Source organism: Lutibacter profundi (genome assembly GCF_001543325.1).
GTDB classification, from domain to species: domain Bacteria; phylum Bacteroidota; class Bacteroidia; order Flavobacteriales; family Flavobacteriaceae; genus Lutibacter; species Lutibacter profundi.
On the sequence record NZ_CP013355.1, the window covers coordinates 1060147 to 1083579 of the forward strand.

The 23433-nt window shown below is 28.6% G+C and carries 27 protein-coding genes; 17 read left to right on the top strand and 10 right to left on the bottom strand.

What is annotated here, in order from left to right; translation table 11 throughout:
• Nucleotides 1–20: 20 nt before the first annotated feature.
• From ftsH to Lupro_RS04725, 6 genes are read left to right on the top strand one after another with little or no spacing between them, the layout of a single operon-like run.
• Nucleotides 21–2012: an ATP-dependent zinc metalloprotease FtsH gene (ftsH, locus tag Lupro_RS04700; RefSeq protein ID WP_068206736.1), complete on the top strand. Its 1992-nt coding sequence runs from the start codon at nucleotides 21–23 to the stop codon at nucleotides 2010–2012.
• 43 nt (nucleotides 2013–2055) lie between these two features.
• Entirely contained in the window at nucleotides 2056–2643 is a 588-nt protein-coding gene (locus Lupro_RS04705; RefSeq protein WP_068206737.1) for an LUD domain-containing protein, read from the top strand.
• 3 nt (nucleotides 2644–2646) lie between these two features.
• Nucleotides 2647–3462 carry a phosphatidate cytidylyltransferase gene (locus Lupro_RS04710; RefSeq protein WP_068206739.1) on the top strand — a complete coding sequence of 272 codons (816 nt, stop codon included), beginning with the start codon at nucleotides 2647–2649 and terminating at the stop codon, nucleotides 3460–3462.
• 2 nt (nucleotides 3463–3464) lie between these two features.
• The gene (locus Lupro_RS04715; RefSeq protein WP_068206741.1) at nucleotides 3465–4115 is read left to right on the top strand and encodes a phosphatidylserine decarboxylase family protein; all 651 of its coding nucleotides are present in this window, start codon (nucleotides 3465–3467) and stop codon (nucleotides 4113–4115) included.
• Between the two features lie 12 nt (nucleotides 4116–4127).
• Complete coding sequence (locus Lupro_RS04720) at nucleotides 4128–4388, top strand: acyl-CoA-binding protein (protein ID WP_068206743.1); 261 nt, start codon at nucleotides 4128–4130, stop codon at nucleotides 4386–4388.
• A 15-nt stretch (nucleotides 4389–4403) separates the two neighbouring features.
• Nucleotides 4404–5018: a YceI family protein gene (locus tag Lupro_RS04725; RefSeq protein WP_068206745.1), complete on the top strand. Its 615-nt coding sequence runs from the start codon at nucleotides 4404–4406 to the stop codon at nucleotides 5016–5018.
• Nucleotides 5019–5173: 155 nt separating this feature from the next.
• On the opposite strand, the gene Lupro_RS04730 is transcribed toward Lupro_RS04725, so the two are convergent.
• From Lupro_RS04730 to Lupro_RS04750, 5 genes are all read right to left on the bottom strand, one after another.
• Nucleotides 5174–7177 carry a DUF349 domain-containing protein gene (locus Lupro_RS04730; protein WP_082703856.1) on the bottom strand — a complete coding sequence of 668 codons (2004 nt, stop codon included), beginning with the start codon at nucleotides 7175–7177 and terminating at the stop codon, nucleotides 5174–5176.
• A gap of 126 nt (nucleotides 7178–7303) precedes the next feature.
• Entirely contained in the window at nucleotides 7304–8056 is a 753-nt protein-coding gene (locus Lupro_RS04735; RefSeq protein WP_068206747.1) for a shikimate dehydrogenase family protein, read from the bottom strand.
• Nucleotides 8034–9065, bottom strand: a complete 1032-nt coding sequence (locus Lupro_RS04740) for a DUF368 domain-containing protein (protein ID WP_068206748.1) — start codon at nucleotides 9063–9065, stop codon at nucleotides 8034–8036. Before Lupro_RS04740 ends, Lupro_RS04735 begins: the two co-directional genes overlap by 23 nt.
• Nucleotides 9066–9067: 2 nt before the next feature.
• Nucleotides 9068–10003 (bottom strand): polyprenyl-phosphate transporter, encoded by a 936-nt coding sequence (locus Lupro_RS04745; RefSeq protein WP_068206751.1) that lies wholly within the window; start codon nucleotides 10001–10003, stop codon nucleotides 9068–9070.
• Nucleotides 10004–10040: 37 nt separating this feature from the next.
• On the bottom strand, nucleotides 10041–11438 hold the full coding sequence (locus Lupro_RS04750) for a tetratricopeptide repeat protein (RefSeq protein WP_227807480.1): 1398 nt from the start codon (nucleotides 11436–11438) through the stop codon (nucleotides 10041–10043).
• Between the two features lie 137 nt (nucleotides 11439–11575).
• Here Lupro_RS04750 and pyrR point away from each other — a divergent pair, with 137 nt between their 5' ends.
• The 9 genes from pyrR to Lupro_RS04795 all read left to right on the top strand — a co-directional run bounded on the left by pyrR (nucleotide 11576) and on the right by Lupro_RS04795 (nucleotide 17161).
• Nucleotides 11576–12115 (top strand): bifunctional pyr operon transcriptional regulator/uracil phosphoribosyltransferase PyrR, encoded by a 540-nt coding sequence (pyrR, locus tag Lupro_RS04755; protein WP_068211455.1) that lies wholly within the window; start codon nucleotides 11576–11578, stop codon nucleotides 12113–12115.
• A 7-nt stretch (nucleotides 12116–12122) separates the two neighbouring features.
• Nucleotides 12123–13052, top strand: a complete 930-nt coding sequence (locus tag Lupro_RS04760) for an aspartate carbamoyltransferase catalytic subunit (RefSeq protein WP_068206753.1) — start codon at nucleotides 12123–12125, stop codon at nucleotides 13050–13052.
• Nucleotides 13053–13057: 5 nt separating this feature from the next.
• Nucleotides 13058–13390: a hypothetical protein gene (locus Lupro_RS04765; RefSeq protein WP_068206754.1), complete on the top strand. Its 333-nt coding sequence runs from the start codon at nucleotides 13058–13060 to the stop codon at nucleotides 13388–13390.
• A 16-nt stretch (nucleotides 13391–13406) separates the two neighbouring features.
• Complete coding sequence (locus Lupro_RS04770) at nucleotides 13407–13766, top strand: T9SS type A sorting domain-containing protein (RefSeq protein ID WP_068206757.1); 360 nt, start codon at nucleotides 13407–13409, stop codon at nucleotides 13764–13766.
• On the top strand, nucleotides 13763–14680 hold the full coding sequence (locus Lupro_RS04775) for a ribonuclease Z (RefSeq protein ID WP_068206760.1): 918 nt from the start codon (nucleotides 13763–13765) through the stop codon (nucleotides 14678–14680). Before Lupro_RS04770 ends, Lupro_RS04775 begins: the two co-directional genes overlap by 4 nt.
• A 19-nt stretch (nucleotides 14681–14699) precedes the next feature.
• On the top strand, nucleotides 14700–15326 hold the full coding sequence (locus Lupro_RS04780) for a class I SAM-dependent DNA methyltransferase (RefSeq protein ID WP_068206763.1): 627 nt from the start codon (nucleotides 14700–14702) through the stop codon (nucleotides 15324–15326).
• 2 nt (nucleotides 15327–15328) lie between these two features.
• Entirely contained in the window at nucleotides 15329–15847 is a 519-nt protein-coding gene (locus Lupro_RS04785) for a GNAT family N-acetyltransferase (protein WP_068206764.1), read from the top strand.
• A gap of 139 nt (nucleotides 15848–15986) precedes the next feature.
• Entirely contained in the window at nucleotides 15987–16883 is an 897-nt protein-coding gene (locus Lupro_RS04790; RefSeq protein ID WP_068206766.1) for a J domain-containing protein, read from the top strand.
• Nucleotides 16880–17161, top strand: a complete 282-nt coding sequence (locus tag Lupro_RS04795) for a chaperone modulator CbpM (protein ID WP_068206767.1) — start codon at nucleotides 16880–16882, stop codon at nucleotides 17159–17161. The genes Lupro_RS04790 and Lupro_RS04795 overlap by 4 nt, the downstream gene beginning before the upstream one ends.
• Nucleotides 17162–17193: 32 nt before the next feature.
• Here Lupro_RS04795 and Lupro_RS04800 read toward each other — a convergent pair whose 3' ends face one another.
• Nucleotides 17194–17553: a CoA-binding protein gene (locus Lupro_RS04800; protein WP_068206769.1), complete on the bottom strand. Its 360-nt coding sequence runs from the start codon at nucleotides 17551–17553 to the stop codon at nucleotides 17194–17196.
• Nucleotides 17554–17640: 87 nt separating this feature from the next.
• On the opposite strand from Lupro_RS04800, the gene Lupro_RS13830 reads away from it, so the two are divergent.
• Complete coding sequence (locus Lupro_RS13830) at nucleotides 17641–17769, top strand: hypothetical protein (RefSeq protein ID WP_257721006.1); 129 nt, start codon at nucleotides 17641–17643, stop codon at nucleotides 17767–17769.
• Between the two features lie 131 nt (nucleotides 17770–17900).
• On the opposite strand, the gene Lupro_RS04805 is transcribed toward Lupro_RS13830, so the two are convergent.
• The 4 genes from Lupro_RS04805 to Lupro_RS13910 form a co-directional block, all read right to left on the bottom strand.
• The gene (locus Lupro_RS04805) at nucleotides 17901–18908 is read right to left on the bottom strand and encodes a 3-oxoacyl-ACP synthase III family protein (protein ID WP_068206771.1); all 1008 of its coding nucleotides are present in this window, start codon (nucleotides 18906–18908) and stop codon (nucleotides 17901–17903) included.
• Nucleotides 18909–19024: 116 nt separating this feature from the next.
• A complete protein-coding gene (locus Lupro_RS04810) occupies nucleotides 19025–19726 on the bottom strand; it encodes a nitroreductase family protein (protein WP_068206773.1) in 702 nt (233 codons plus the stop codon).
• 4 nt (nucleotides 19727–19730) lie between these two features.
• Entirely contained in the window at nucleotides 19731–20999 is a 1269-nt protein-coding gene (locus Lupro_RS04815; RefSeq protein ID WP_335339133.1) for a GMC oxidoreductase, read from the bottom strand.
• Nucleotides 20983–21315, bottom strand: a complete 333-nt coding sequence (locus tag Lupro_RS13910) for an FAD-dependent oxidoreductase (RefSeq protein WP_335339134.1) — start codon at nucleotides 21313–21315, stop codon at nucleotides 20983–20985. The genes Lupro_RS04815 and Lupro_RS13910 overlap by 17 nt, the downstream gene beginning before the upstream one ends.
• Before the next feature lie 133 nt (nucleotides 21316–21448).
• On the opposite strand from Lupro_RS13910, the gene htpG reads away from it, so the two are divergent.
• Entirely contained in the window at nucleotides 21449–23338 is a 1890-nt protein-coding gene (gene htpG / locus Lupro_RS04820) for a molecular chaperone HtpG (RefSeq protein WP_068206775.1), read from the top strand.
• Nucleotides 23339–23433: the final 95 nt, after the last annotated feature.

Consider the following 23433-nt stretch of genomic DNA (forward strand, 5'->3'; position numbering starts at 1 on the left):
AAATTATTGAAATAAAAAATATGAATCCAAATAAAAAGAATACATCAAATAATAAAAACATAAAAACACCCAAATTTAATTTCTATTGGATATATGGAATTATTTTTGTGCTGTTTATTGGTTATCAGCTTTTTAATGATGGCAATATGTCTTCAAGAAATTTAAGTCAGAATGAATTTAAAACAATTCTTGATGCCAATGATATTGAGAAAATAATGATTGTTAATAGAGATATTGCAAATATTTACATCAAAAAAGAAGCATTAGAAAAAGAAAAATACAAAAAAGATAAAGGCTCTTTATATACTAGCAATTCTCCCTTATATTTTTATGACTTTGGAGATTTACAAAATTTTGAAAAAGAGTTAAAGGCTGAAAAAGAAGCTAAAAACCTCGATTTTGATACCTCTAACGTTGAGAGAACAAACCTTTTAGATCAAATATTCATGTATTTACCTTTTATTTTTTTAATTGGGTTGTGGATTTATTTTATGAGAAGAATGTCAGGTGGAGGCGCTGGTGGAGGTGGTCAAATTTTTAGCATTGGAAAATCTAAAGCAAAATTATTTGATCAAGATCAAAAGGTAAAAACTTCATTTAAAGATGTAGCAGGTTTAGAAGGCGCAAAAGAAGAAGTACAAGAAATTGTTGACTTTTTAAAAAGCCCTGATAAATACACATCACTTGGAGGTAAAATTCCAAAAGGAGCATTATTAGTTGGACCTCCAGGAACTGGTAAAACCTTATTAGCTAAAGCTGTAGCTGGGGAAGCACATGTCCCATTTTTCTCACTTTCTGGATCAGATTTTGTTGAAATGTTTGTTGGTGTTGGAGCGTCAAGAGTTCGTGATTTATTTAAGCAGGCTCAACAAAAAGCACCTTCTATTATTTTTATTGATGAAATTGATGCCGTTGGTAGGTCACGTGGAAAAAATAATATTACAGGAGGTAATGATGAACGAGAAAACACTTTAAATCAATTATTAACTGAAATGGATGGTTTTGGTACAGATACAAATGTAATTGTACTTGCAGCTACCAACCGAGCTGATGTATTAGATAAGGCATTGTTAAGAGCTGGGCGTTTTGACCGTCAAATTTATGTAGATTTACCAGATTTAAATGAACGTGCTGCTATTTTTAAAGTACATATTAAACCTTTAAAACTTAGTAAAGATGTTGATATAGATTTCCTTTCTCAGCAAACTCCGGGATTTTCTGGTGCTGATATTGCAAATTTATGTAATGAAGCTGCCCTTATTGCTGCTCGAAAAAGTAAAAAAGCTGTACATCATCAAGACTTTTTAGATGCTGTTGATAGAATTGTTGGAGGGCTTGAAAAGAAAAATAAAATTATAGCTCCAAAAGAAAAGAAGACTATTGCTTACCATGAAGCAGGCCATGCAACTGCCAGTTGGATGTTAGAGCATGCTGCACCACTAGTAAAAGTTACTATAGTGCCAAGAGGGCAATCATTAGGAGCTGCTTGGTATTTACCTGAAGAACGCCAAATTGTTCAATCTGAGCAAATGCTAGATGAAATGTGTGCAACACTTGCTGGTAGAGCTGCTGAGAAATTAATGTTCAATAAAATATCTACTGGAGCATTAAACGATTTAGAAAAGGTTACAAAACAAGCAAGGGCAATGGTTACAATTTATGGACTAAATGAGAAAATTGGTAATTTAACTTACTATGATTCATCTGGTCAATCAGACTATAATTTCACCAAACCATATAGCGAAAAAACAGCTCAAATAATTGATAAAGAAATTTCTAAAATTATTGAAGAACAATTTGAAAGAGCAGTTCAAATTCTATCTAAAAATAAAGACAAACTAACTACTTTGGCAGAATTATTACTTGAAAAAGAAGTAATATTTAAAAAGGATTTAGAAGTTATTTTTGGTAAAAGGCCCTTCAAAGAAGAAGAAAAAGAAATTATTGATAAAAAAACTGAAAATACAATTGATAAGACAAACTCTGAAAATTCATCAAAAACACAGGAGTAAATCCATATCTTTTTTATAATTTTGAAATTATTCAAAATAAATAATGAGTTTTTTAAAAAAATTATTTAATACCCCTAAAGAAAAAAAGGCTGAAGATCCAACTTTGGATTTAGAAAGTTTATCACTTGATCAACTATTTGTGAGAAATTTTTTAAAAAATAATGGTAAATTTCTCTATTGTACAACTTTAGATGAAGTGACTTTAAATTTAGCAAACATAATTGAAGAAAACTCTTGGGAAACTATTATTTGTAATGATTATGATTTACTAAAACTCACTAAAGCAATACCAATAAACATCGTTGAAACTAACAAAACCTCATTCCCTTTTTTTGTAAGTTGTGAACATTTAATTGCTGAAAATGGTAGTATCTTGTTTTCATCAAATCAACTAAAAGAATGCAAAATTTCTGAGTTAACTAAAAATTTTATTGTTTATGCAACTACAAGTCAATTAGTTAAAACAAACGGTGATGGCTTAACGGGTATTAAATCTAGATATCAAGGCAATATTCCAAGTAATATTAGTGCAATAAAAAATTACAATCCTAATTCTAAAAATATAGATTTCATGAATTATGGGAATACCAATGCAAAAAACTTATATTTGCTTTTGTTTGAAGATTTATAATTTATGGAAAACCTTTTAAAACGCGCACTTTCAGGACTTGTTTTTGTTAGTGTTTTAATATTCTCTATTTTATATAGTAAAATATCATTTATAGTACTTTTTTTTATTTTAATGATACTTTGCCTCTATGAATTTAAAAAAATGATTCAGCTTAAAAGCATCTTTCCATATATAATTGGAATACTCTTTTTTGTTTTCGGAAATATTTTGAACGTAGAAGATGTTCCTTCTAAAATGATTTTTGAATATGCAGGGGTTATGCTATTTTTAACTATTTTCATAACTTTTGCTTCTATATTATTTGCAAAAAAGGAAGAGGTTATAATTCATTTAGGAAAAATATTTTTATCAGTAATCTATATAGTGGTCCCCTTCACTTTAATTGTTCAAATACCATTTTTAAACGTTACATTTCATTATGTAAATACTACAATTTTAGGAGTTTTTATTTTAATATGGACAAATGACACCTTTGCTTTTTTGGTTGGGTCAAACATAGGAAAACATAAACTTTTAAAACGAATATCTCCCAATAAAACTATTGAAGGATTTGTTGGAGGCATGATTTTCACTTTCATTATGAGTTTAATTTTAGCAAAACAATTTATTACACTTTCATTAATACAATGGATTGTTATTGCCGGAATAGTTAGTATTTTTGGTGTTTTAGGAGATTTAATTGAGTCTATGTTCAAACGTCAGGCTGGAGTAAAAGACAGTAGTGATTTTATACCAGGACATGGTGGATTTTTAGATAGGTTTGATAGTGTTATTTTTGCTGCTCCGTTTATATTTATTTATTTACAATTAGTTCAATAATTATGTTTCATAAAGAAGGTTTTAAAATAATTTTGGTTGCCACTTTTACCCTCGCCATTGGGGTTATTTTGTTAGAAAATTTAATTTCAGTTGATTGGTTGAATAAATTATTGGCATTTACACTATTAATTTTCTATATTTTAATTTTACAATTCTTCAGAAACCCTAAAAGGAATACTATTTTAAATGATAATACCGTTATAGCTCCTGTTGATGGCAAAGTTGTTGTAATTGAAGAGGTTTTTGAAAGCGAATATTTTAAAGATAAAAGAATTCAAATTTCTATATTTATGTCACCTCTTAATGTCCATGTAACTAGGTATCCAATTAGTGGAAATATAACCTTTAGCAAATATCATCCAGGTAAATATTTAGTTGCCTGGCATCCAAAAGCTTCAGAAGAAAATGAGCGAACAACTATTGTTATTGATAACAACGTAATAGGTAAAATATTATACCGCCAAATTGCTGGAGCCGTTGCAAGAAGAATTGTTAATTATGCAAAAATAAACAACCAAGTTACACAAGGTGAAGATGCTGGATTTATTAAATTTGGATCAAGAGTAGATTTATTTTTACCATTAAATGCTAAAATTAATGTAAAACTAAACGACAAGGTTAAAGGTGGTGAACAAGTAATTGCTACGCTTTAATATTATTATATTATGAAAAAAAAATTAGATATTGAATTTAAAAAGGCATATAAAATTGCTTGCAATACAAAAATAAAACTTCCTCCAGATGTTATGCTTGCTTTTTACGCCAACTATAAACAGGCTACTAAAGGTAATAATTATGAACAACCATCAGGGAATATTGAATTGAGAAACTCTTTTAAATTAAATGCTTGGTTTCAATTAAGTCATGTCTCAGAGGATGAAGCAAAACAAGAATATATAAATCTCGTAAATAAATATTTAATTTAAACTATACTAACTATCATGAAAAAATTACATTTAATCAGTCTCTTATTACTAACAATAATAACTATTTCTTCTTGTAAGCAAAATGAAAAAAAAGCATCAGAACCTTCCAAAAAAGGGTATACTGTTGATTCTGGAAAAACAACTATTAATTGGATTGCTTACAAAACTACTAGCAAAACTCCAGTAAAAGGGCAATTTACAAAAGTAACGATTGAACAAGAAAAGAAAGCTACAACAGTTCTAAGTGCTCTAAATGGTTTAAAATTTAGCATTCCTGTAAATAGCCTATTTACAAAAGATACCATTAGAGATAAAAAATTAAAGAAATTCTTTTTTGGAACCATGAAAAATACGCTTGAAATTACAGGAGTTATAACCACTACTAATGAAAATTCTGGTACTGTAAGTTTAACTATGAATGAAATTACACAAGTATTACCAATAAGATATACTATTAATGACCAAACGGTTACAATTGAAGCAGTCATGAATCTAGATAATTGGAAAACTCAGTTAGCTCTAAAAGCTTTAAATGCTGCATGTAAAGATTTACATTCTGGTGATGATGGTATTTCTATGACGTGGAGCGAAGTTAAAATTGAAGTAACTACCAATTTAAAATATCAATAAAAATACGACACTACCCTAAAAGAGGCTGTCTGAAAAGCAATTATACTTGTCATTTTGAACAAAGTGAAAAATCTCAACATCTTGATATATAAGTGTTTAATTTCAAGAAGATTCTTCATTTACATTCAGAATGACACTTTTTAGACAGCCTCTTTTTAATAATCTAGTTTCTTCAAATACGCCAATTTAGATTTCCAAATTTCTAATTTTTCTTTATAAGCTCGAATGTTTTCCATTACGTTTTTTAATAGCGGATTATCTTTCGTCGCGTTTGAAATAAAACCTATATTATTTTCTAATTGTTGAATTTCTCTTATTGTTTCATCAATCTTTTTTCTAACAAAAAGCTGTTCGCCATTTAATTTTTTATAATTTTTTTGTTCTAAATAACTATTAATTAAATTCTCGAACTTAATCATTTCAACCTCTTTTACATCAATAGGATTTTCAGCTACAATTTTATCAATCAGTTTATTAAACTTAATTTCAATATGTTTCATTTCAAAGGGTACTCTTCCCAGTTTTCTCCAACTATTTACATATTCCTTAAGTTTATCTAATGTTATTTCTACTTTGTTTTCAATACTTTCTTTAATTTGCTTTAAAAGTTCTTTCTTCTTATTAAAAACTTCTAATTCTTCTTTACTTCCGGCGTCTTGTTCAGAATGTAGCCTGTCAAAATAATAATTACAGGCATCTTTAAATTCTTTCCATAATTTATCAGAATATTTACGAGGTACATGACCAATATTTTTCCAATCGGCCTGTATTTTTTTCATCACTTCTGTTGCAACATCCCAATCTTCACTATCTTTTAGTTCAAGAGCTTTTTCAATAAGTAATTTCTTTTTATTTAGATTTTCTAAATGCTCTTTTTTTACATCCTTAAAAAAATTATTCTTTTCAATATTAAATTTTCTTGTTGCAGCTTTAAACTTTGCCCAAATATCGTTGCTCTTTGCTCTTGGAACTTGACCAATTTTAAAAAACTTATTACGTAATTCTTCAATTTCATTTATACTTTTTTGCCAATCGCTTCTATTTTTGTTTCCTGAAGTATCAACAGCTTCAATTTCAGAAATAATTGACAACTTTTTTTCTGTATTTTCATCAAACTTACTTCTCAAATTTTTGAAAAAATCATGTCGCTTGTCATGTACTATTTTAGTTGCAGCACTAAAGCGTCCCCAAACCTCTTCTCTATGAGCACGATCAACAGGACCTATATCTTCTTTCCACATTTTATGCAGAATTTGTAACTCATTAAAGGCTAAATTTATATCGTCTAACTCAGCCAAAGCTTCTGCTTTAACAACTAATTTTAATTTTTCTTCATAATTATGCTTAAAATCTAAATCTCTTAAATCATTATTTAAATGTAATAAATCATAAAATCGCTCAACGTGGTGTTGGTATGTTCTCCAGGTATCATTATACTTTGCCTTAGGTATAGGGCCTGTAGAACGCCATTTATCTTGTATTTCTCTAAATCTTTTATACATTGTAGATCCATCAGCATTATCAATTAGCATTTTTAAATTTTCAATCAATTCTAATTTAACCTGTAAATTTTCATTTAATTGATTTTCTTGTTTTGCATAAAATTCATTCTTTTTTACTTTGTAATCGTAAAGGATACTATTATAAGTAGATTTTATTGGATTATCATATTGAAAATCAACAACATTACCTCCTTCTTCAATAAATTTAGATTTTTCATTTTTTAGAAGTGTCCCAAATTTAACATTGAAAGTGTTTTTAATTTTATTAACATTACTATGAATGCTTTGCACAGGATTTTCTTTAACTAATTTACTCAATTCTGCAACTAAATCTTCCAAACTAAAATTATCGTAATCTTTCATCTCAACACGTACATGCTCAATCGTTTCAGAACTTTCAGCAATTTTAGTATCTATCTCATCAATTGCTTTATTGGATACAATGGGTACTTCATTTTTAGTTTCTACAGATTCTAATATTTTTTCTGATTGAGAATCTGCATTATTATCATTATCTGTAGTATCAGCAACTTTCTCAGGTAATACTGCATCTTCTCTCTTTAGCTCATTTTTTGCTAAAGTTTCTTTAATTTCAGAATTTTGCAGTGTTAAATTACTCTTTTCTTTATTTGGTAATTTGTTGGTCTCGTCTAACATATAAGAATGTTTAAGGTTCGTTTAATTATAATCATTAATAATTTAAAATAGTAATTTGTTTGTAATTACTACTTCTTAATAAGATGATAAAACTTTTAAAAGTTGCGTAAATTTAAGGAATTCTTTTTATGAATTCCATATTTCCCAAGACTTTTCAGCTTGGAGTTCTAACATTTCATATCCGTTTTTTATAATGGCTCCCCTTTTTTTACCTTCTTTCAAAAATTTAGTTTCAGCAGGGTTATAGATTAAATCAAATAACAAGTGCTTATTTGTTATGTACTTATATGGAATATCTGGTAAATCTTCAATATTTGGGGAAGTACCTAAGGGTGTACAATTTATTATCACCGTATGCTTTGCCATTATATTTTCATTCAAATCTGAATACAAGAAATTATTTTCTAATTCTTTTCTAGAAACAAATTTATTTTCTATTTCCAATTTATTCAAAGCATAAGAAATTGCCTTAGAGGCTCCTCCTGTTCCTAAAATTAGTGCTTTTTTATGATGCTGCTTCAATATAGGTTTTATTGATTTTTGAAACCCATAAACATCTGTATTATAACCTATTAATTTATTTTCTGGAGTTACTTTTATGGTGTTAACAGCTCCAATTATTTGAGCTTCTTCTTCAACCTCATCTAAATATTTTATAATTGATTCTTTATAAGGAATTGTAACATTAAATCCTATAAAATCATCTTCTCTTTGGTACAGAATGAATGGGAATTCTTCAATTTCAGGAAGATCATAATTGTGGTATTTAAACGTATTTAAACCTAACTTCTCAAATTTTTCAGTAAAATATTTTTTTGAAAAAGAATAAGAAATATTCTTTCCTATCAAACCAAATTTATAACGTTTGTTCATCTTCATACTCTTTACGTTTTTGTCCAAATTTATCAATTAACAAAATAATTCCGAAGCCAATCAAAATATAAAAAATGGCAATCCAAGTTTCTTTTAGCGAAAAATCTGGAAAATATCTTTTAAAATTTTCAACAACTTCATTTCCTCTTGCATCTAATAATATTCTACCATTTACAACTTTATAAACAACTTTCTTCCAAGGCCAAACTATTCCTAAGGAACCTGTAATAAAACCAATAATAATTGCAGTAACAATTTGATGCCAACGCTTAAGTACATACCCTAAAATATGTGATGTAAATACCAAGCCAAAAACCGAACCTGCAGTAAATGATGTAATAATTTTTAGATATCTAATGCGCTCATCACTATTTATGAAACTAAAATCACCCGTAATTATTTCTGCAAAAGTTTTATATAACATGGTGACAGAATCAACTAATAGCAATACATAATTACCCAATAAAATTAAAATAAATGAGCCTGAAAGCCCTGGTAATGTCATTCCAGAAACACCAATAATTCCACAAGCAAATACAAACCATAAATTGTCATTTTCTTTTGCTGGATTCATAAAACTAATTGCAATACCTAATGCCGCTCCAATTGCCATTGCAACAATATTACTTATTTTCCAATCCCTAAAATCTTTTGAAATATAATAGATTGAACCCAGAATCATTCCAAAAAAAGAACTCCAAACATACAATTCGTAATATTCTAACAGATAATCTAGAACAAGAGAAACACTAAAATAGCTAAACGTACTTCCTCCAAAAACAAGCAATAAAAAAGTAGCATTTGTATAATAATAGAAACTTTTAAATCTGCCATTAATTAGTAATAAAAAGGCCTTATAATTTATTTTTCTAAAAGAGTAAATCATTTCTTCATAAAAGCCTAAAACAAAGGAAACTGTACCACCTGACACCCCTGGAACTTTATTAGCCGCACCCATAGAAAGTCCTTTTAAAAAAAGAAAAAACTTATCTAATATGGTACGTTCTCTAGCCATAATTATATATTATTTGAACTCTTATCGGCAATTTTTTCTAACAGAATAATTGTTAAAAAACCTACTATTACTAATATTATAGCTGCCAATATTTGAGAATTTCCTTCAAAAGAAAAAGGAGAAACACTTTGCTCATTAAATGGAACTTTAATTCCGTGAGAGTTAATACGCCAAGTTAATGTCTCTTTCCAAGGCCATATTTTATTTAATGAGCCTAAAATAAATCCTGTTAAAACAGCTAAGGTATAATTTCTATAATGATTAAATAACCACCTTAATACTTTTGAAAATGATAATAATCCAACTATTGCTCCAAAGGCAATTATTAATAATAATTTAAAATCTCTAGTATGAATTGCTTCTAGCACTGGTTTATAAGCTCCCAATAAAACCAGAATAAATGCGCCAGAAATTCCAGGTAAAATCATAGCACAAATTGCTAATGCTCCAGCCAAAAACATAAATAATGGAGAGGAGTTTTCAGAAATTAGAGGTTGTAATGTAGTTATGTAATAAGCTATTCCAGTACCCATCAATAAACTCACAATTGCCACACTATTCCATTTGTTAATTTGTCTTCCCACATACAAAATACTAGCTAAAACTAATCCAAAAAAGAATGACCAAACCATAATTGGTTTATGTTCTAACAACCAAGATATTAGTTTTGCCAATGATACAATACTAATAAAAATACCTGTGAGTAATGACGCTAAAAAATTTCCATTAACAGCATTCCATGCGGCTTTTACTCCTTTTGTTTTTAAGAGTTTTAATGTGCCTATATTTACTGAGCTAATTGAAGTTAATAACTCTTCGTAAATCCCTGATATAAAAGCAATTGTACCTCCTGAAACTCCTGGAACAACATCGGCTGCTCCCATTGCTATTCCTTTTAAAATAATTATAAAATAATGTCTAAATTTTCGTTGCTTCATTTGTCTTCAAAATGTTAATGTGACAAATGTAGTATTTTTATTGTGAAGTTTTTTTGAAACTATTTATAATGTTTTTTACCTTTTTCATTTTGTAAACTTCAGGAAAAAGTTCCTTTAATATTATTTGTTCTTCAAAATTAATAAACAGTGCTGAAGTTAAATAATTTTTACCTTTTATATCATTTTTAAATTTAAAACACAAGCCACTTAGCCTATATTCTATTTCAGCAAAATTTTTAAAATATGATTTTGATTTCAACAAGTATTTTAGTGCATCATCATATTCTCCTAAATAACATAGTACATCACTTAAACCCAGCCATATTGTAAGGTCAAAATCTTGTAGTAATAAACATTGTTTAAATGCATTTTCTGCTTCTTCAAAAAGATCAATATTCAAACATATCTCAGCATATTTGCGCCAATATTTTGAATTTTGTTCATCTATTTCTAGTGCTTTATTGATATGAAATAATGCCTTTCTGTACTTTTTTTCTTTTATATTTAAATTGGTAATTGCTATCCATCCTTTATCTAATAGAGGGTCTTCATGAACTGCTTTTTTATAAAATTGAATTGCTTGTGTTGATTTATTTAAATTTTCATAACATTCACCTATTCGCAAAAAAACGAATGATGTTGGGTCATCCAACTCTATCGTTATTTTATAATTGTCAATGGCTTCTTCAAAATTATTAAGTTGTTCTAATGTTTTTGCTTTTTCTAAATATGCTCCAACAAAAAATTCATCAATAAGTACCGCAAAATCAAAAGCTCGTAAGGCCTCTTTGTAGTTTTCTACAATAAAATATTGCCGTCCTAATTGATGCCAGGCAACTTCACTGTACGGGTCTTTATTTATATAATTATCTAAATAATCAATAGCTTCATTATGTTTATTTTGCATATCAAAACAATAAATGATGTTGTAAAGAGATGAATAATCTTCGAAATCAACTTCTAAACATTTTGCAAAATTCAGCCTAGCTTCATTAAAATCGTCTAAATACAAATATTCCATTCCAATCATTGATAAAATATCGGCCTCATCATCTGTATAAGTTAATGCAATTTTCAATAAATTTATTGCCTTTTTATGATTGTCACTTTTAGAGTATATTGCTGCTTGTTGCACATATATTTCATCATTGGTAGGTTCAATTGCCTGTAATTCTTTTAATAAACTTGAAGCACTTTCTGTTTCACCATCAAAAATCATTAGTTCGGCTTGTAGCAACTTTAATAAAACCGATTTAGGATGCTGGGTTAGTCCTAATTTTATGGCTTTTTTAGCTAAAGATATTTTAGCTGAGTCTATATAATAATGTATAATTTGTTCAAACTCTATTGAATCAAAAAAATAAACGCTATCAGTTTTAAGCATTGATTCAAATTTTAATAAGGGCATATTATTTTCTCTTGGAGTTAATGACATATAAAAGATATAGACAATTACTATAAAATAAAAGTACAAGAAGTTTCTAATGATTTTAGAATTAACTTCTAATGTTTTTAACAAATTAATTAACAAAATGCTGTATATTTGTATTCCGAACAATGTTTGGTATTACCATGAGTAAAAAAACACTACTTAACTCTAAAGAAATTCACATTATCTTACACCGATTAGCTTGTCAGTTAATTGAAAATCACAACAGCTTTGAAAAAACTGTTGTGATTGGAATTCAGCCAAGAGGAGTACATTTAGCGAAACGTTTAGTTTCTATTTTACAAAATGATTATAATATCTCTAAAGTTAAATTGGGGCAATTAGATATCACTTTCTACAGAGATGATTTTAGACGGCGTGAAGCCCCTTTAGAAGCTAGCAAAACAACGATCGATTTTATTATTGAAGGTAAAAACGTTGTTTTTATTGATGATGTGCTCTATTCAGGGCGAAGTATACGTGCAGCATTAACAGCCATTCAATCTTTTGGGAGACCTGAAAATATTGAACTTTTGGTATTAATTGATAGAAGATTCAGTCGCCATTTACCTATTCAACCAGATTATACAGGAAGGCAAGTAGATGTTATAAATAAAGAAAAAGTAACCGTTCATTGGAAAGAAAACGATAAGAAAGATGCAGTATATATTATAAATAATTAATTACACTATGAGCCAGTTAAGCGTACAACATCTTTTAGGAATAAAGCATTTAAAAGTTACTGATATTGATTTAATTTTTAAAACGGCTAATCACTTTAAAGAAGTTATCAATAGACCTATAAAAAAAGTACCTTCACTTAGAGACATAACCATAGCTAACTTATTTTTTGAAAATAGTACACGTACAAAACTATCTTTTGAACTAGCTGAAAAAAGATTATCTGCCGATATTATTAATTTCTCAGCCAGTCAGTCTTCTGTAAAAAAAGGCGAAACACTTATAGACACAGCCAACAATATACTATCTATGAAAGTTGATATTATTGTTATGCGACATCCCAATGTAGGCGCTTGTGATTTTTTATCAAAAAATGTGCACGCTAAAATAATAAATGCAGGAGACGGAACCCATGAACATCCAACACAAGCACTTTTAGATTCATACTCAATTCGTGAGAAATTAGGAACTGTTAAGGATAAAAAAATTGTAATTATAGGTGATATTTTACATTCTAGAGTTGCTCTTTCAAATATTTATGCCTTAAAATTACAAGGTGCAGAAGTTAAAGTTTGCGGCCCTAAAACTTTAATTCCAAAACACATTGAAAGTTTGGGAGTTAGTATTGAGTATAGTTTAAAAAAAGCTTTGGATTGGTGTGATGTTGCAAATGTTTTAAGAGTCCAAAATGAACGTATGAAAATTAATTATTTCCCTTCTACTAGAGAATATTCACAACTTTTTGGCATCAATAAAAAAATACTAGATTCACTAGATAAAAAAATTGTAATTATGCACCCTGGCCCAATAAACAGAGGGGTTGAGATTACAAGCGATGTTGCTGATGCTGATCAATCAATCATTTTAAATCAGGTTGAAAATGGCGTTGCCATACGTATGGCTGTTATCTATTTACTAGCACAACAAATAGTTCAATAAAATTTATGACAATAACTAAAACTGAAAAATACACACACATAAAACCAACCCAAAATTTGGTTAAAGACTTTCTTGTAGCGTTTGAAATTCGCTATCCTGAATTTAAAAAAGAACATTTAATTATTGATTTTTCTGAAAATTTTAACATAAAAATTGAAGAATTAACCTTATTTTTGAAAGTAAGTGTACAGCATCAAAAGAATGGCACAAGTTTTGTGCTAGTTTGTAGTGGAATAGATGTAGATAAAATTCCAGATGAATTAAGTGTTGTTCCAACATTAGCAGAAGCGATAGACATACTAGAAATGGATGCTATTGAACGAGATTTAGGATTTTAAAACAATTTGCTTATTGATGAAAAAACTACTTTTAATAACTTTTTTATTATTTTTTTCTTTTTCTTTTGCGCAGCAAAATAGGGAAAGGAGTATTGTTGTTTCTAAAAACGAACCTACACTAACATTATCATCCGTTACAGCATATCCAAATCCATTTAGATTAACTACTAGAATTAATTTTCGCTCTACTAAAAATCAATTAATTGAATTTAGTTTAAAAAATTTATTAGGGAAAACCGTATATCTTGAACAAATTAACGGTAAAATAGGCTATAATACAATACCTTTTAACCGTGCTAATTTAACCAAGGGCATGTATATTTACACACTCCAAACCGAAACTGAAATTATTTCAAAAAGATTAATTATTAGATGAGTTTAAAACTCACAATTTTAGGTTGTCATTCTGCTACACCAAGAGTAAACGCACATCCAACCTCTCAATTTTTAGAAATTAAAAATCATAATTTTTTAATTGATTGTGGAGAGGGAACACAAGTGCAACTTAGAAAACACAGCATTAAATTTTCTAAAATTAAACATATTTTCATATCTCATTTACATGGTGATCACTTTTTTGGACTAATTGGTTTAATTTCAACATTTAGATTGTTAAATCGTGAAACAGAATTGCATATTTATGCCCCTAAAGGATTGAAAGAAATTATTACCTTACAACTAAAACTTTCAAATTCATGGACAAGTTACCCTCTTTATTTCCATGAATTAACCTCTTTAAAAAGCAAACTAATTTTTGAAGATTCAAAAGTAGAAGTACATACAATTCCTCTAAACCATAGAATATATACTAATGGCTTTTTATTTAAAGAAAAATTAGGAGAACGCAAATTAAATATGACTGCTATAAATAAATATCCTGAAATTCAAATATGTGACTATCAAAACCTAAAAATAGGAAGAGATTATACACTACTTAATGGAAACATTATTAAAAATGAAGTTTTAACCTTAGCACCTTCAAAACCTAAAAGTTATGCTTTTTGCAGTGATACTTCGTATTTTCCTGAAATTTTACCTATTGTAAAAAATGTAAACTGTTTATATCACGAGACTACGTTTTTAAAAGATAAAGAAGAATTAGCAGAAACAACTAAGCATTCAACTGCTGAACAAGCGGCAAGTATTGCCAAACAAGCACACGTAGAACAATTAATGATAGGTCATTTTAGCAGTAGATACAAAGATAAAACCAATTTCTTACAAGAATCTAAAGCTATTTTTCCAAATACTATTTTAGCTGAAGAAGGTAAAACATTTGAAATTACATAAATTATACTTTTAAAATATTATGCAACATTTTGATAAGCAAGCCAAAAATTGGGATAATGACCCAATGAAAGTAAAAAGAGCTGAAATTTTCGCTAAAGAAATTCGAAATTATATTCATCCAAAAACAACTTGGAATGCTTTAGAATTTGGTTGTGGAACTGGATTACTAAGCTACCAATTAAAAGATGATTTTAAAACAATTACACTTGCTGATAATTCAAAAGGAATGATTGATGTCTTAAAAAATAAAATTGAAAAACAATCTCTTACAAATTTTAAACCTCTTTTAATTGATTTGCTAAAAGATGATTTAAATATTGGGAAATTTAATGTAGTTTATATGTTAATGACACTTCATCACATACTCGATTTGAACAAAGTTGCTAAAATATTTCATGCACTCATAAAAACTGATGGATATTTATGTATTGCAGATCTAGTTCAAGAAGATGGTTCTTTTCATGCTAACATCCCTAGTTTTGAGGGGCATAATGGGTTTGACAAAAACCAATTGTCTGAGCTCTTAAAAAATAGCGGATTTAAGATAGAATATTACGAAATATGCCACGTGATTGAAAAAAAAATAAATTCGAAAATTAAAAAATACCCGTTATTCTTAATGATTTGTAAAAAAGCACCTCTTTAGTAATGAGTTCTTATAAATCTTATAAAACGGAGAGGTTAATACTTGAACCGACTTCTAATAAAGATGCTGAATTTATTTTAGAACTGCTAAACACTCCAAAATGGATTAAATATATTGGAGATAGAAATGTTCATTCAATTGAAGATGCTAAAAATTATATTCAACATAAAATGCTTCCTCAATTGAAAAAACTAGGCTACGCCAACTATACAGTTATTACAAAATCAGCTAAAATAAAAATAGGCACTTGTGGTCTTTATAATAGAGAAGGTATAGATGGTATAGACATTGGATTTGCCTTTCTTCCAAAGTATGAAAATAATGGGTTTGCTTTTGAAGCTGCAAATAAGCTTATTAAAACAGCATTTGAAGAGCTTGCTATTCCAAAAATTAATGCAATTACCACAAAAAAGAATTTTCGCTCTCAAAAACTACTACTAAAACTAGGTCTTAAATTTAATGAAATTATAAAACTCCCAAATGACAATGAAAAATTACTACTTTATACATTAAACAAATGAAATTTACAATAGCATAAAAAAATTAAATTTTTGTAAAATTTTAAGATTTAAAGTGAATAGATAAACAAAATTTAATTTGTAACTTTCGACTAATTTCTTATTAAAAATTATTATAAATAAATTATAGACACATACTAAAATGGCATTTATAGATTATTATAAAATATTAGGTTTAAAAAAAAATGCAACAGAAAACGAAATAAAGAAAGCATATAGAAAACTAGCGAGAAAATACCACCCAGATTTAAATCCAAATAACAAAGAGGCAGAAAAAAAATTCAAAGCAGTTAATGAAGCTAACGAAGTTTTAAGCCATAAAGAAAATCGTAAAAAATATGATAAATACGGAAAAGATTGGGAACATGCTGAACATTTCGAAAAAGCACAAAAACAACAGCAACAATATCAAAGAAGTTCTCAGCAAAAGACCTATAGCGACTTTTCTGGTAGTGATTATTCCGATTTTTTTGAATCTATGTTTGGAGGAGGTTCTTCAAAAAGAAGTTCTGGCTCTGTAAAATTTAGAGGTCAAGACTATAATGCTGAATTACAACTAGATTTAAGAGATGTTTATAAAATCCATAAACGAACTTTAACTGTTAATGGTAAAAATATTAGACTTACTATACCTGCCGGAGTTAAAAATGGTCAAATTATCAAAATTAAAGGCCATGGAGGAGAAGGCATAAACGGCGGACCAAGAGGTGATTTACATATTAAATTTGTAATTAAAAATAATACAAAATTTAAGTTGGATAATCACAATTTACACCTAACTGTTGATTTAGATTTGTATAAAGCAGTATTGGGAGGTGAAGTTACTGTTGATACATTTGATGGAAAAGTAAAACTCAAAATAAAACCAGAAACCCAAAATGGGACAAAAGTAAAACTGAAAGGAAAAGGTTTTCCTATTTATAAAAAAGAAGGCTCTTTTGGTGATTTGTATATAACTTATCAAATAAAAATTCCAACCAATTTAACAAAAAGAGAAAATGAATTATTTACTGAACTTTCAAAATTAAGAACATCATGATTAAAGAAGATTTTATAACACTCGATAAATTGTGCTCTCTTTACAAAGTTAAAATGTCTTTTTTTAGCGATTTAAATGAAATAGGATTGATTGATATTTTAACTATTGAACGCACTCAGTGCATTCACCAAGATAAAATAGTGGATATTGAAAAAATGATACGAATGCATCACGATTTAAATGTTAATATAGAAGGGATAGATATTGTTTTTAACTTACTACAAAAAATTGAAGATTTGCAAAATGAATTAATTGCTGTAAAAAATAGATTATACTAGTCTATATTCTTTTTTTTAAAAGGCATTCTAAATTAATATGCTCCTATACTCAATAACACCAAGGTACAGGCTCTTTCAAAAGCAATATTATTTAGAGAAAGTATTTCTTCCAGCTCACTATTTTCAGTGCCAGGATTAAACAAAACACGTTTAGGGTTTAATTTCAATATGTAATCGTAATATTCAACCTGATTTTTTGCGCCTAAATATAAACTTACGGTATCAATATTCTTAAATATTTTTTTAGTTTTAAAAATATTAACACCACATATATTACCTTCTCTCCTTCCAACAGCCCTAACTTCATACTTATGTTCTACAAGTCTTTGGATTGCTATATATGAATATCTATTAGGGTTAATTGAGGCTCCTAACACTAAAGTTCTTTTCATTTGTTAAAATTAGTTAAAGTATGTAACACAATAATCCGTTTAGAGTCTATTAAGTAGAACAAAGCTAACATTTATAAAAATAAAATTATGAAATTACTCAACACACAAAACAATAAAATAGGCTATACCTATTTTGAATTATTAAATACTCCAGCACGTATTAACTGGAATAACAGAAGGCGCTATTCTAATTCAACACAGCATAAATTTATTTAATATTAGGTAGTAAAATAAAATATTAAAAAGGGTATACTTTGGTAATTATTTGAATTAATCAATCAAAATAATCCTTTTAAAAAAGCCTCTAAACTTGCATTTTGAGGCTTTTTATTATTTTATTTATTTGGTTACCATCTAATAATAACGCTACCCCAAGTAAATCCACTTCCAAAAGCTGCTAAAATAACTAAATCACCTTCGTTAATTTTTCCTTTTTCCCAAGCTTCAGTAAGAGCTATTATAATTGAAGCTGCTGTGGTATTACCATATTTCATAATATTATTATAAATCTGGTCATCAGTCAATTTAAATTTTCGTTGAACAAATTGAGATATTCGTAAATTTGCTTGATGAGGAATTAACATATTAATATCTGCTACGTCTAAATTATTAGATTTTAAACCCTCCATTATTGTTTCAGAAAAGCGAACAACAGCATGTTTAAATACAAATGTTCCGTTCATATATGGAAAATAACTTTCATCATTTTTATCATTGGCTGCAATTATTGCTGGAACCCAGTGCTTAATACTTGGTGCTAACACCGTTAATTCTTCCGCATGTTTTCCTTCTGAATGTAAATGAGTTGATAAAATTCCCTTAGTATTATCTTCTGTTCTTGACAACACAGCGGCTCCTGCCCCATCGCCAAAAATTACAGAAACTCCTCTACCTCTAGTAGTTTTATCTAAACCACCCGAATGGTATTCAGCACCAACTACTAGTATATTTTTATACATTCCTGTTTTTATAAACTGATCGGCTACTGACATGGCATAAATAAATCCTGAACATTGATTCCTAACATCCAATGCTCCAATGGTTCTCATGTCTAACATATCTTGCAATTGAACTCCTCCTCCAGGAAAATAATAATCTGGACTTAATGTTGCAAAAACTATAAAGTCTATATCATCTTTGGTTAACCCAGCTCTTTCAATAGCTATTCGAGATGCTTTAGCACCCATAACAGCAGAAGTATCTTCACTCCCCTCTTTTATCCATCTTCTTTCTTTAATACCAGTTCTCTCCTCAATCCATGCATCATTTGTATCCATTAGTTTGGATAAATCTTCATTTGTAACAATGTTATCAGGTACATAATAGCCGAGCCCTGTTATTTTTGAATTATACATACTACAATTTTAAAATTTATCTCAAACATACAAAATATACAAGTATTATCAACTATTAAACGTTGTATTAACATTCATTATTTTATTGATTTTATTAAATAACTTTTACAAGTTATTTAGTATACTTTCATTACTTCTTTGAGCGGTTTTCTTCCTATGTTAGGGACATAAGTTTTTTTAGCTATAAAACCTACTGGTAGTAACAAAAATGCTCTTTCATTATCTGGTCTTTCTAATATTTTTTCTAAAAACCGCATTGGGCTAGGCGTATGTGTTAAAGTTGCCAAACCTGCATTGTGAATTGCTGATATTAAAAACCCACATGCTAAACCAGCAGATTCATTCACATAATAATTTTGATGTTTATTACCATATTTGTCATATTCAAAGGGTCTTTTAAATACGGCTATTAAATAGGGTGCAGTTTCTAAAAAAGGTTTATTGGCATCAGTCCCTAAGTGTTTTAAATCTTCCAGCCATTCATCACTCATTCTAGCTTCATAACTTTTCTTTTCTTCTTCTTCAGCAGCAATTCTAATTTTCTTTTTCAAGGCTTCATTTTTAATAACACAAAATGTCCAAGGTTGTTTATTTGCTCCTGAGGGGGCGGTAGAGGCTGTTTTTATAATGTTTTCAATAACTTCTATAGGTACTTCTTTGTCTGAAAAATGACGTATAGATCTTCGCTTATTAAAATAATTATAATATTTCTTTGATCTATTAATTAGTTCTTCATTGGTATAAACTTCTTGCGTATATTTAACATGTTTAAATCCATCAACTAAAATGTAATCTTCTTTATTTATTTCATTATTCATAACTCTACTCTTTTTGTTCTTTTTTACTTTTATTAGGGATTTTACTCATGGCATATTCTGCTATTGCTGTAATTGTAAGTGATGGATTTACACCTGGATTAGCAGAAATCATTGAGCCATCACAAATTAGCATATTTTTATACCCAAAAACTTGACAATTTTTATCAATTACTCCAATTGTACTATTTTTACCCATAACAGCTCCGCCTAAAATATGTGCTGTTGTTGGTGTTCCCATAAGTACATCTGTAAAGTTAGCATACGTTAACCCATTAACTAATTCACCGTACTTTTTTCCCAATGAAATAGCTTCAGGAATAAAAGAGGTGGGCACTTCTCCTTCTTCCTTTTCTGTTTTCATTTTAGTGAATTTCCCTAATTTTATACGTAATGTACTATCTAACGTTTGCATAAATAATAAAACCGTTGTTCGTTGAGAGTAACTTGTTGTAAAAATAGTTTTTAATAATTTAATAGGATGTTTAAACAGTACACTTATAGTACCAAATACTCTTCCAAAGAAATATTTATGAGGAACATACGGTATTGTTAATATTCTAAAAAAACTTGAACCTTTACCATATCTAACAGCTTCTAAATGACTATTTTTATCAGTATGTAGAATTGAACCTATTGCGATTCCTTTTGAGTAATCTTTACTTTTTTTATTTGTTGAAGTAACTAATAATAAAGATTCACTGTTGGTACGTACATTTTTCCCAACACAGTTTGATAATTTTGGCAATGATTTTTCTTTCAATTTTAATAATAAAGGAACCGTCCCTAAAACACCTCCAGAAAAAACAACAGCTTTAGTAGTCACATTTCCTTTTTCTTTTTTACCAATGCTTGATTTATATTCAATTTTATAACCTTTACTACCATCATTAGTATCTAAAGTAGTTACATTAAACACTTCTTTCTCTGCAATAATTTTAACCCCTAACTGCTGAGCAAAATATAAATAATTTTTATCCAAGGTATTTTTTGCATTGTGGCGACAACCAGTCATACAAGCTCCGCAATAAATACATCCTGTTCTATTTGGCCCCTTCCCTTTAAAATAAGGGTCGTTAACTGTTGTTCCTTCTTCTCCAAAATAAACAGCTACTTTGGTTGGTTCAAATTTAGATTCTTTGTTAATTTCTTTCGCCACCTGTTTTAGTGATTTATCTGCTTCAAATAATGTAGGATTTACGGTTGCCCCTAACATTTTATATGCCGTTTTATAGAACGGATTTAACGTTGTTTTCCAATTATTTAAACTTGCCACTGCCCGAATTAAAAAAATTGGTTTTAGGAATAGGTAATGTATTTGCATACGTTAAAGAACCTCCACCAACACCAACACCTGACAGTATGGTTACATGATTTAAAAATGTCATTTTAAAAAATCCTTTTAACCCTAATTTAGGTTCCCATATCCATTTTTTAATTTGCTTATTCGTTTTTGGAAAATCACTTGATTTAAACCATTTCCCCTTTTCAATAACTAAAACTTTATATCCTTTTTCAGCCAATCGAAGAGCACTTACTGAACCTCCAAAACCACTACCAATTACCACGTAATCATAATCAAGCTTATTCATAAATACAACTACTTTTTGAATAAATGAATATATTATTTTTTTAAAAACATATGCCAGTTTGTCATAAATTTTTGTTTGGTATTTTTTTTGACTATCAATTAATATAAATTATTAAAATTAAAAAACTTAAAATATGGCAACAGGAAATATTAAAGTAACGGCTGAAAATATTTTTCCAATTATAAAAAAATTCTTGTATTCAGATCACGAAATATTTTTACGTGAACTAATTTCAAACGCAACCGATGCAACTTTAAAATTAAAACACTTATCAACCATTGGTGAAATAAAAGGTGATATTGGAGAACCAATAATTGAAATTAAAGTTGATAAAGACAAAAAAGAAATTAGAATTATTGACCAAGGGGTTGGTATGACTGGAGAAGAAGTTGAGAAGTATATTAATCAAATGGCTTTTTCTGGAGCTGAAGAATTTCTTGAAAAATATAAAGACAAAGTTGAAGATTCTGGAATTATTGGTCATTTTGGTCTCGGTTTTTATTCTTCATTTATGGTAGCTAAAAAGGTAGAAATTTTTACCAAATCTTACCAAAAAGGGGCAAAAGCAGTACGTTGGGAGTGTGATGGGAGTCCAGAATACACACTAGAGGAAACTAAAAGAAAAGAAAGAGGAACAGAAATAGTTTTACATATTGATGATGATTCTACAGAATTTTTAGAAGAACATAAAATTAATGAACTTTTAAATAAATACAATAAGTTTATGCCTATTCCAATTAAATTTGGAACACGTGAAGAAACTTTACCATTGGCAGAAGATGCACCTAAAGATGCAAAACCTGAAAAAATTACAGTAGATAATATTGTAAACAACCCTAATCCAGCTTGGACAAAAAGTCCGAATGATTTAAAAGATGAAGATTATAAAGCTTTTTACCGAGAATTGTATCCAATGCAATTTGAAGAGCCTTTATTTCACATACATTTAAATGTTGATTATCCGTTTCACTTAACAGGTATTTTATATTTTCCTAAACTTAGTAAAAATTTAGACCCTACAAAAGATAGAATTCAATTGTACCAAAATCAAGTATTTGTTACTGATAATGTAGAAGGAATTGTACCCGATTTTTTACAAATGTTACGTGGTGTAATTGATTCACCAGATATTCCTTTAAATGTGTCTCGCTCGTACTTACAATCAGATGCAGCGGTTAAAAAAATTGCAAGTTACATTACTAGAAAAGTAGCAGATAAATTAACTAGTTTATTTAAAAAAGATAGAAAAGCATTTGAGGAAAAATGGAATGATATTAAAGTTATTATTGAATACGGAATGCTTTCTGAAGATAAATTTTTCGAAAAATCAGATAAATTTGCTCTCTATCCAACTGTAGATAAAGAATATTTTGTTTGGAGTGAATTAGAAGAAAAAATTAAACCATCTCAAACAGATAAAGATGATAAATTAATTGTTTTATACGCTTCTGATGTTAAAGCGCAACACAGTTATATTGATGCTGCGAAAGAAAAAGGTTATACGGTATTATTATTGGATTCTCCTATTGTTTCTCATCTATTACAAAAATTAGAAGGAAGCAAAAAAGATGTTCAATTTGTTCGTGTAGATGCTGATCATATTGATAATTTAATTAAAAAAGAAGATACCAAAATAAGTAAACTTTCAGATGAGGAAAAAGAAAAGTTAAAACCTATTATTGAAAAAGTAATTCCTAAAGAAACTTATACCGTTCAATTAGAAGCTTTGGATTCTAATGCCAATCCTTTTATTATTACGCAACCTGAATTTATGCGACGTATGAAAGAAATGCAAGCAACTGGTGGAGGAGGAATGATGGGAATGGGTAATTTCCCTGAAATGTACAATTTAGTTGTTAATACCAATAACGATTTGGTTAGTGAAATTTTAAGCACTAAAACTAAAAAGAAACAAGAGCGTTTAATTCAACAGGCTTTTGATTTAGCAAAACTATCTCAAGGTCTTTTACAAGGTGAAGAATTAACCAATTTTATAAAACGCAGTTTTCAAATGGTAAAATAACCTTAAAATTAAACTATTTAACAAACAATTAATAAAAAGTCTCAATTAATATTGAGACTTTTTTTAGTATTTTTACTGCTTATAAAATTATTGGC

Bases quoted from the DNA above. Each gene is read 5' to 3' on its own strand.
- Lupro_RS04740 (WP_068206748.1), bottom strand. From the start codon at position 9,065: ATGGCTAGAGAACGTACCATATTAGATAAGTTTTTTCTTTTTTTAAAA.
- htpG (WP_068206775.1), top strand. From the start codon at position 21,449: ATGGCAACAGGAAATATTAAAGTAACGGCTGAAAATATTTTTCCAATT.
- Lupro_RS04800 (WP_068206769.1), bottom strand. From the start codon at position 17,553: ATGAAAAGAACTTTAGTGTTAGGAGCCTCAATTAACCCTAATAGATAT.
- Lupro_RS04780 (WP_068206763.1), top strand. From the start codon at position 14,700: ATGCAACATTTTGATAAGCAAGCCAAAAATTGGGATAATGACCCAATG.
- Lupro_RS04805 (WP_068206771.1), bottom strand. From the start codon at position 18,908: ATGTATAATTCAAAAATAACAGGGCTCGGCTATTATGTACCTGATAAC.
- Lupro_RS04785 (WP_068206764.1), top strand. From the start codon at position 15,329: ATGAGTTCTTATAAATCTTATAAAACGGAGAGGTTAATACTTGAACCG.
- Lupro_RS04790 (WP_068206766.1), top strand. From the start codon at position 15,987: ATGGCATTTATAGATTATTATAAAATATTAGGTTTAAAAAAAAATGCA.
- pyrR (WP_068211455.1), top strand. From the start codon at position 11,576: ATGAGTAAAAAAACACTACTTAACTCTAAAGAAATTCACATTATCTTA.
- Lupro_RS04765 (WP_068206754.1), top strand. From the start codon at position 13,058: ATGACAATAACTAAAACTGAAAAATACACACACATAAAACCAACCCAA.
- Lupro_RS04760 (WP_068206753.1), top strand. From the start codon at position 12,123: ATGAGCCAGTTAAGCGTACAACATCTTTTAGGAATAAAGCATTTAAAA.
- Lupro_RS04750 (WP_227807480.1), bottom strand. From the start codon at position 11,438: ATGTCATTAACTCCAAGAGAAAATAATATGCCCTTATTAAAATTTGAA.
- Lupro_RS04715 (WP_068206741.1), top strand. From the start codon at position 3,465: ATGTTTCATAAAGAAGGTTTTAAAATAATTTTGGTTGCCACTTTTACC.
- Lupro_RS13910 (WP_335339134.1), bottom strand. From the start codon at position 21,315: ATGAATAAGCTTGATTATGATTACGTGGTAATTGGTAGTGGTTTTGGA.
- Lupro_RS04725 (WP_068206745.1), top strand. From the start codon at position 4,404: ATGAAAAAATTACATTTAATCAGTCTCTTATTACTAACAATAATAACT.
- Lupro_RS04775 (WP_068206760.1), top strand. From the start codon at position 13,763: ATGAGTTTAAAACTCACAATTTTAGGTTGTCATTCTGCTACACCAAGA.
- Lupro_RS04705 (WP_068206737.1), top strand. From the start codon at position 2,056: ATGAGTTTTTTAAAAAAATTATTTAATACCCCTAAAGAAAAAAAGGCT.
- Lupro_RS04730 (WP_082703856.1), bottom strand. From the start codon at position 7,177: ATGTTAGACGAGACCAACAAATTACCAAATAAAGAAAAGAGTAATTTA.
- Lupro_RS04735 (WP_068206747.1), bottom strand. From the start codon at position 8,056: ATGAAGATGAACAAACGTTATAAATTTGGTTTGATAGGAAAGAATATT.
- Lupro_RS04720 (WP_068206743.1), top strand. From the start codon at position 4,128: ATGAAAAAAAAATTAGATATTGAATTTAAAAAGGCATATAAAATTGCT.
- Lupro_RS04795 (WP_068206767.1), top strand. From the start codon at position 16,880: ATGATTAAAGAAGATTTTATAACACTCGATAAATTGTGCTCTCTTTAC.
- Lupro_RS04770 (WP_068206757.1), top strand. From the start codon at position 13,407: ATGAAAAAACTACTTTTAATAACTTTTTTATTATTTTTTTCTTTTTCT.
- Lupro_RS04710 (WP_068206739.1), top strand. From the start codon at position 2,647: ATGGAAAACCTTTTAAAACGCGCACTTTCAGGACTTGTTTTTGTTAGT.
- Lupro_RS13830 (WP_257721006.1), top strand. From the start codon at position 17,641: ATGAAATTACTCAACACACAAAACAATAAAATAGGCTATACCTATTTT.
- Lupro_RS04810 (WP_068206773.1), bottom strand. From the start codon at position 19,726: ATGAATAATGAAATAAATAAAGAAGATTACATTTTAGTTGATGGATTT.
- ftsH (WP_068206736.1), top strand. From the start codon at position 21: ATGAATCCAAATAAAAAGAATACATCAAATAATAAAAACATAAAAACA.
- Lupro_RS04745 (WP_068206751.1), bottom strand. From the start codon at position 10,003: ATGAAGCAACGAAAATTTAGACATTATTTTATAATTATTTTAAAAGGA.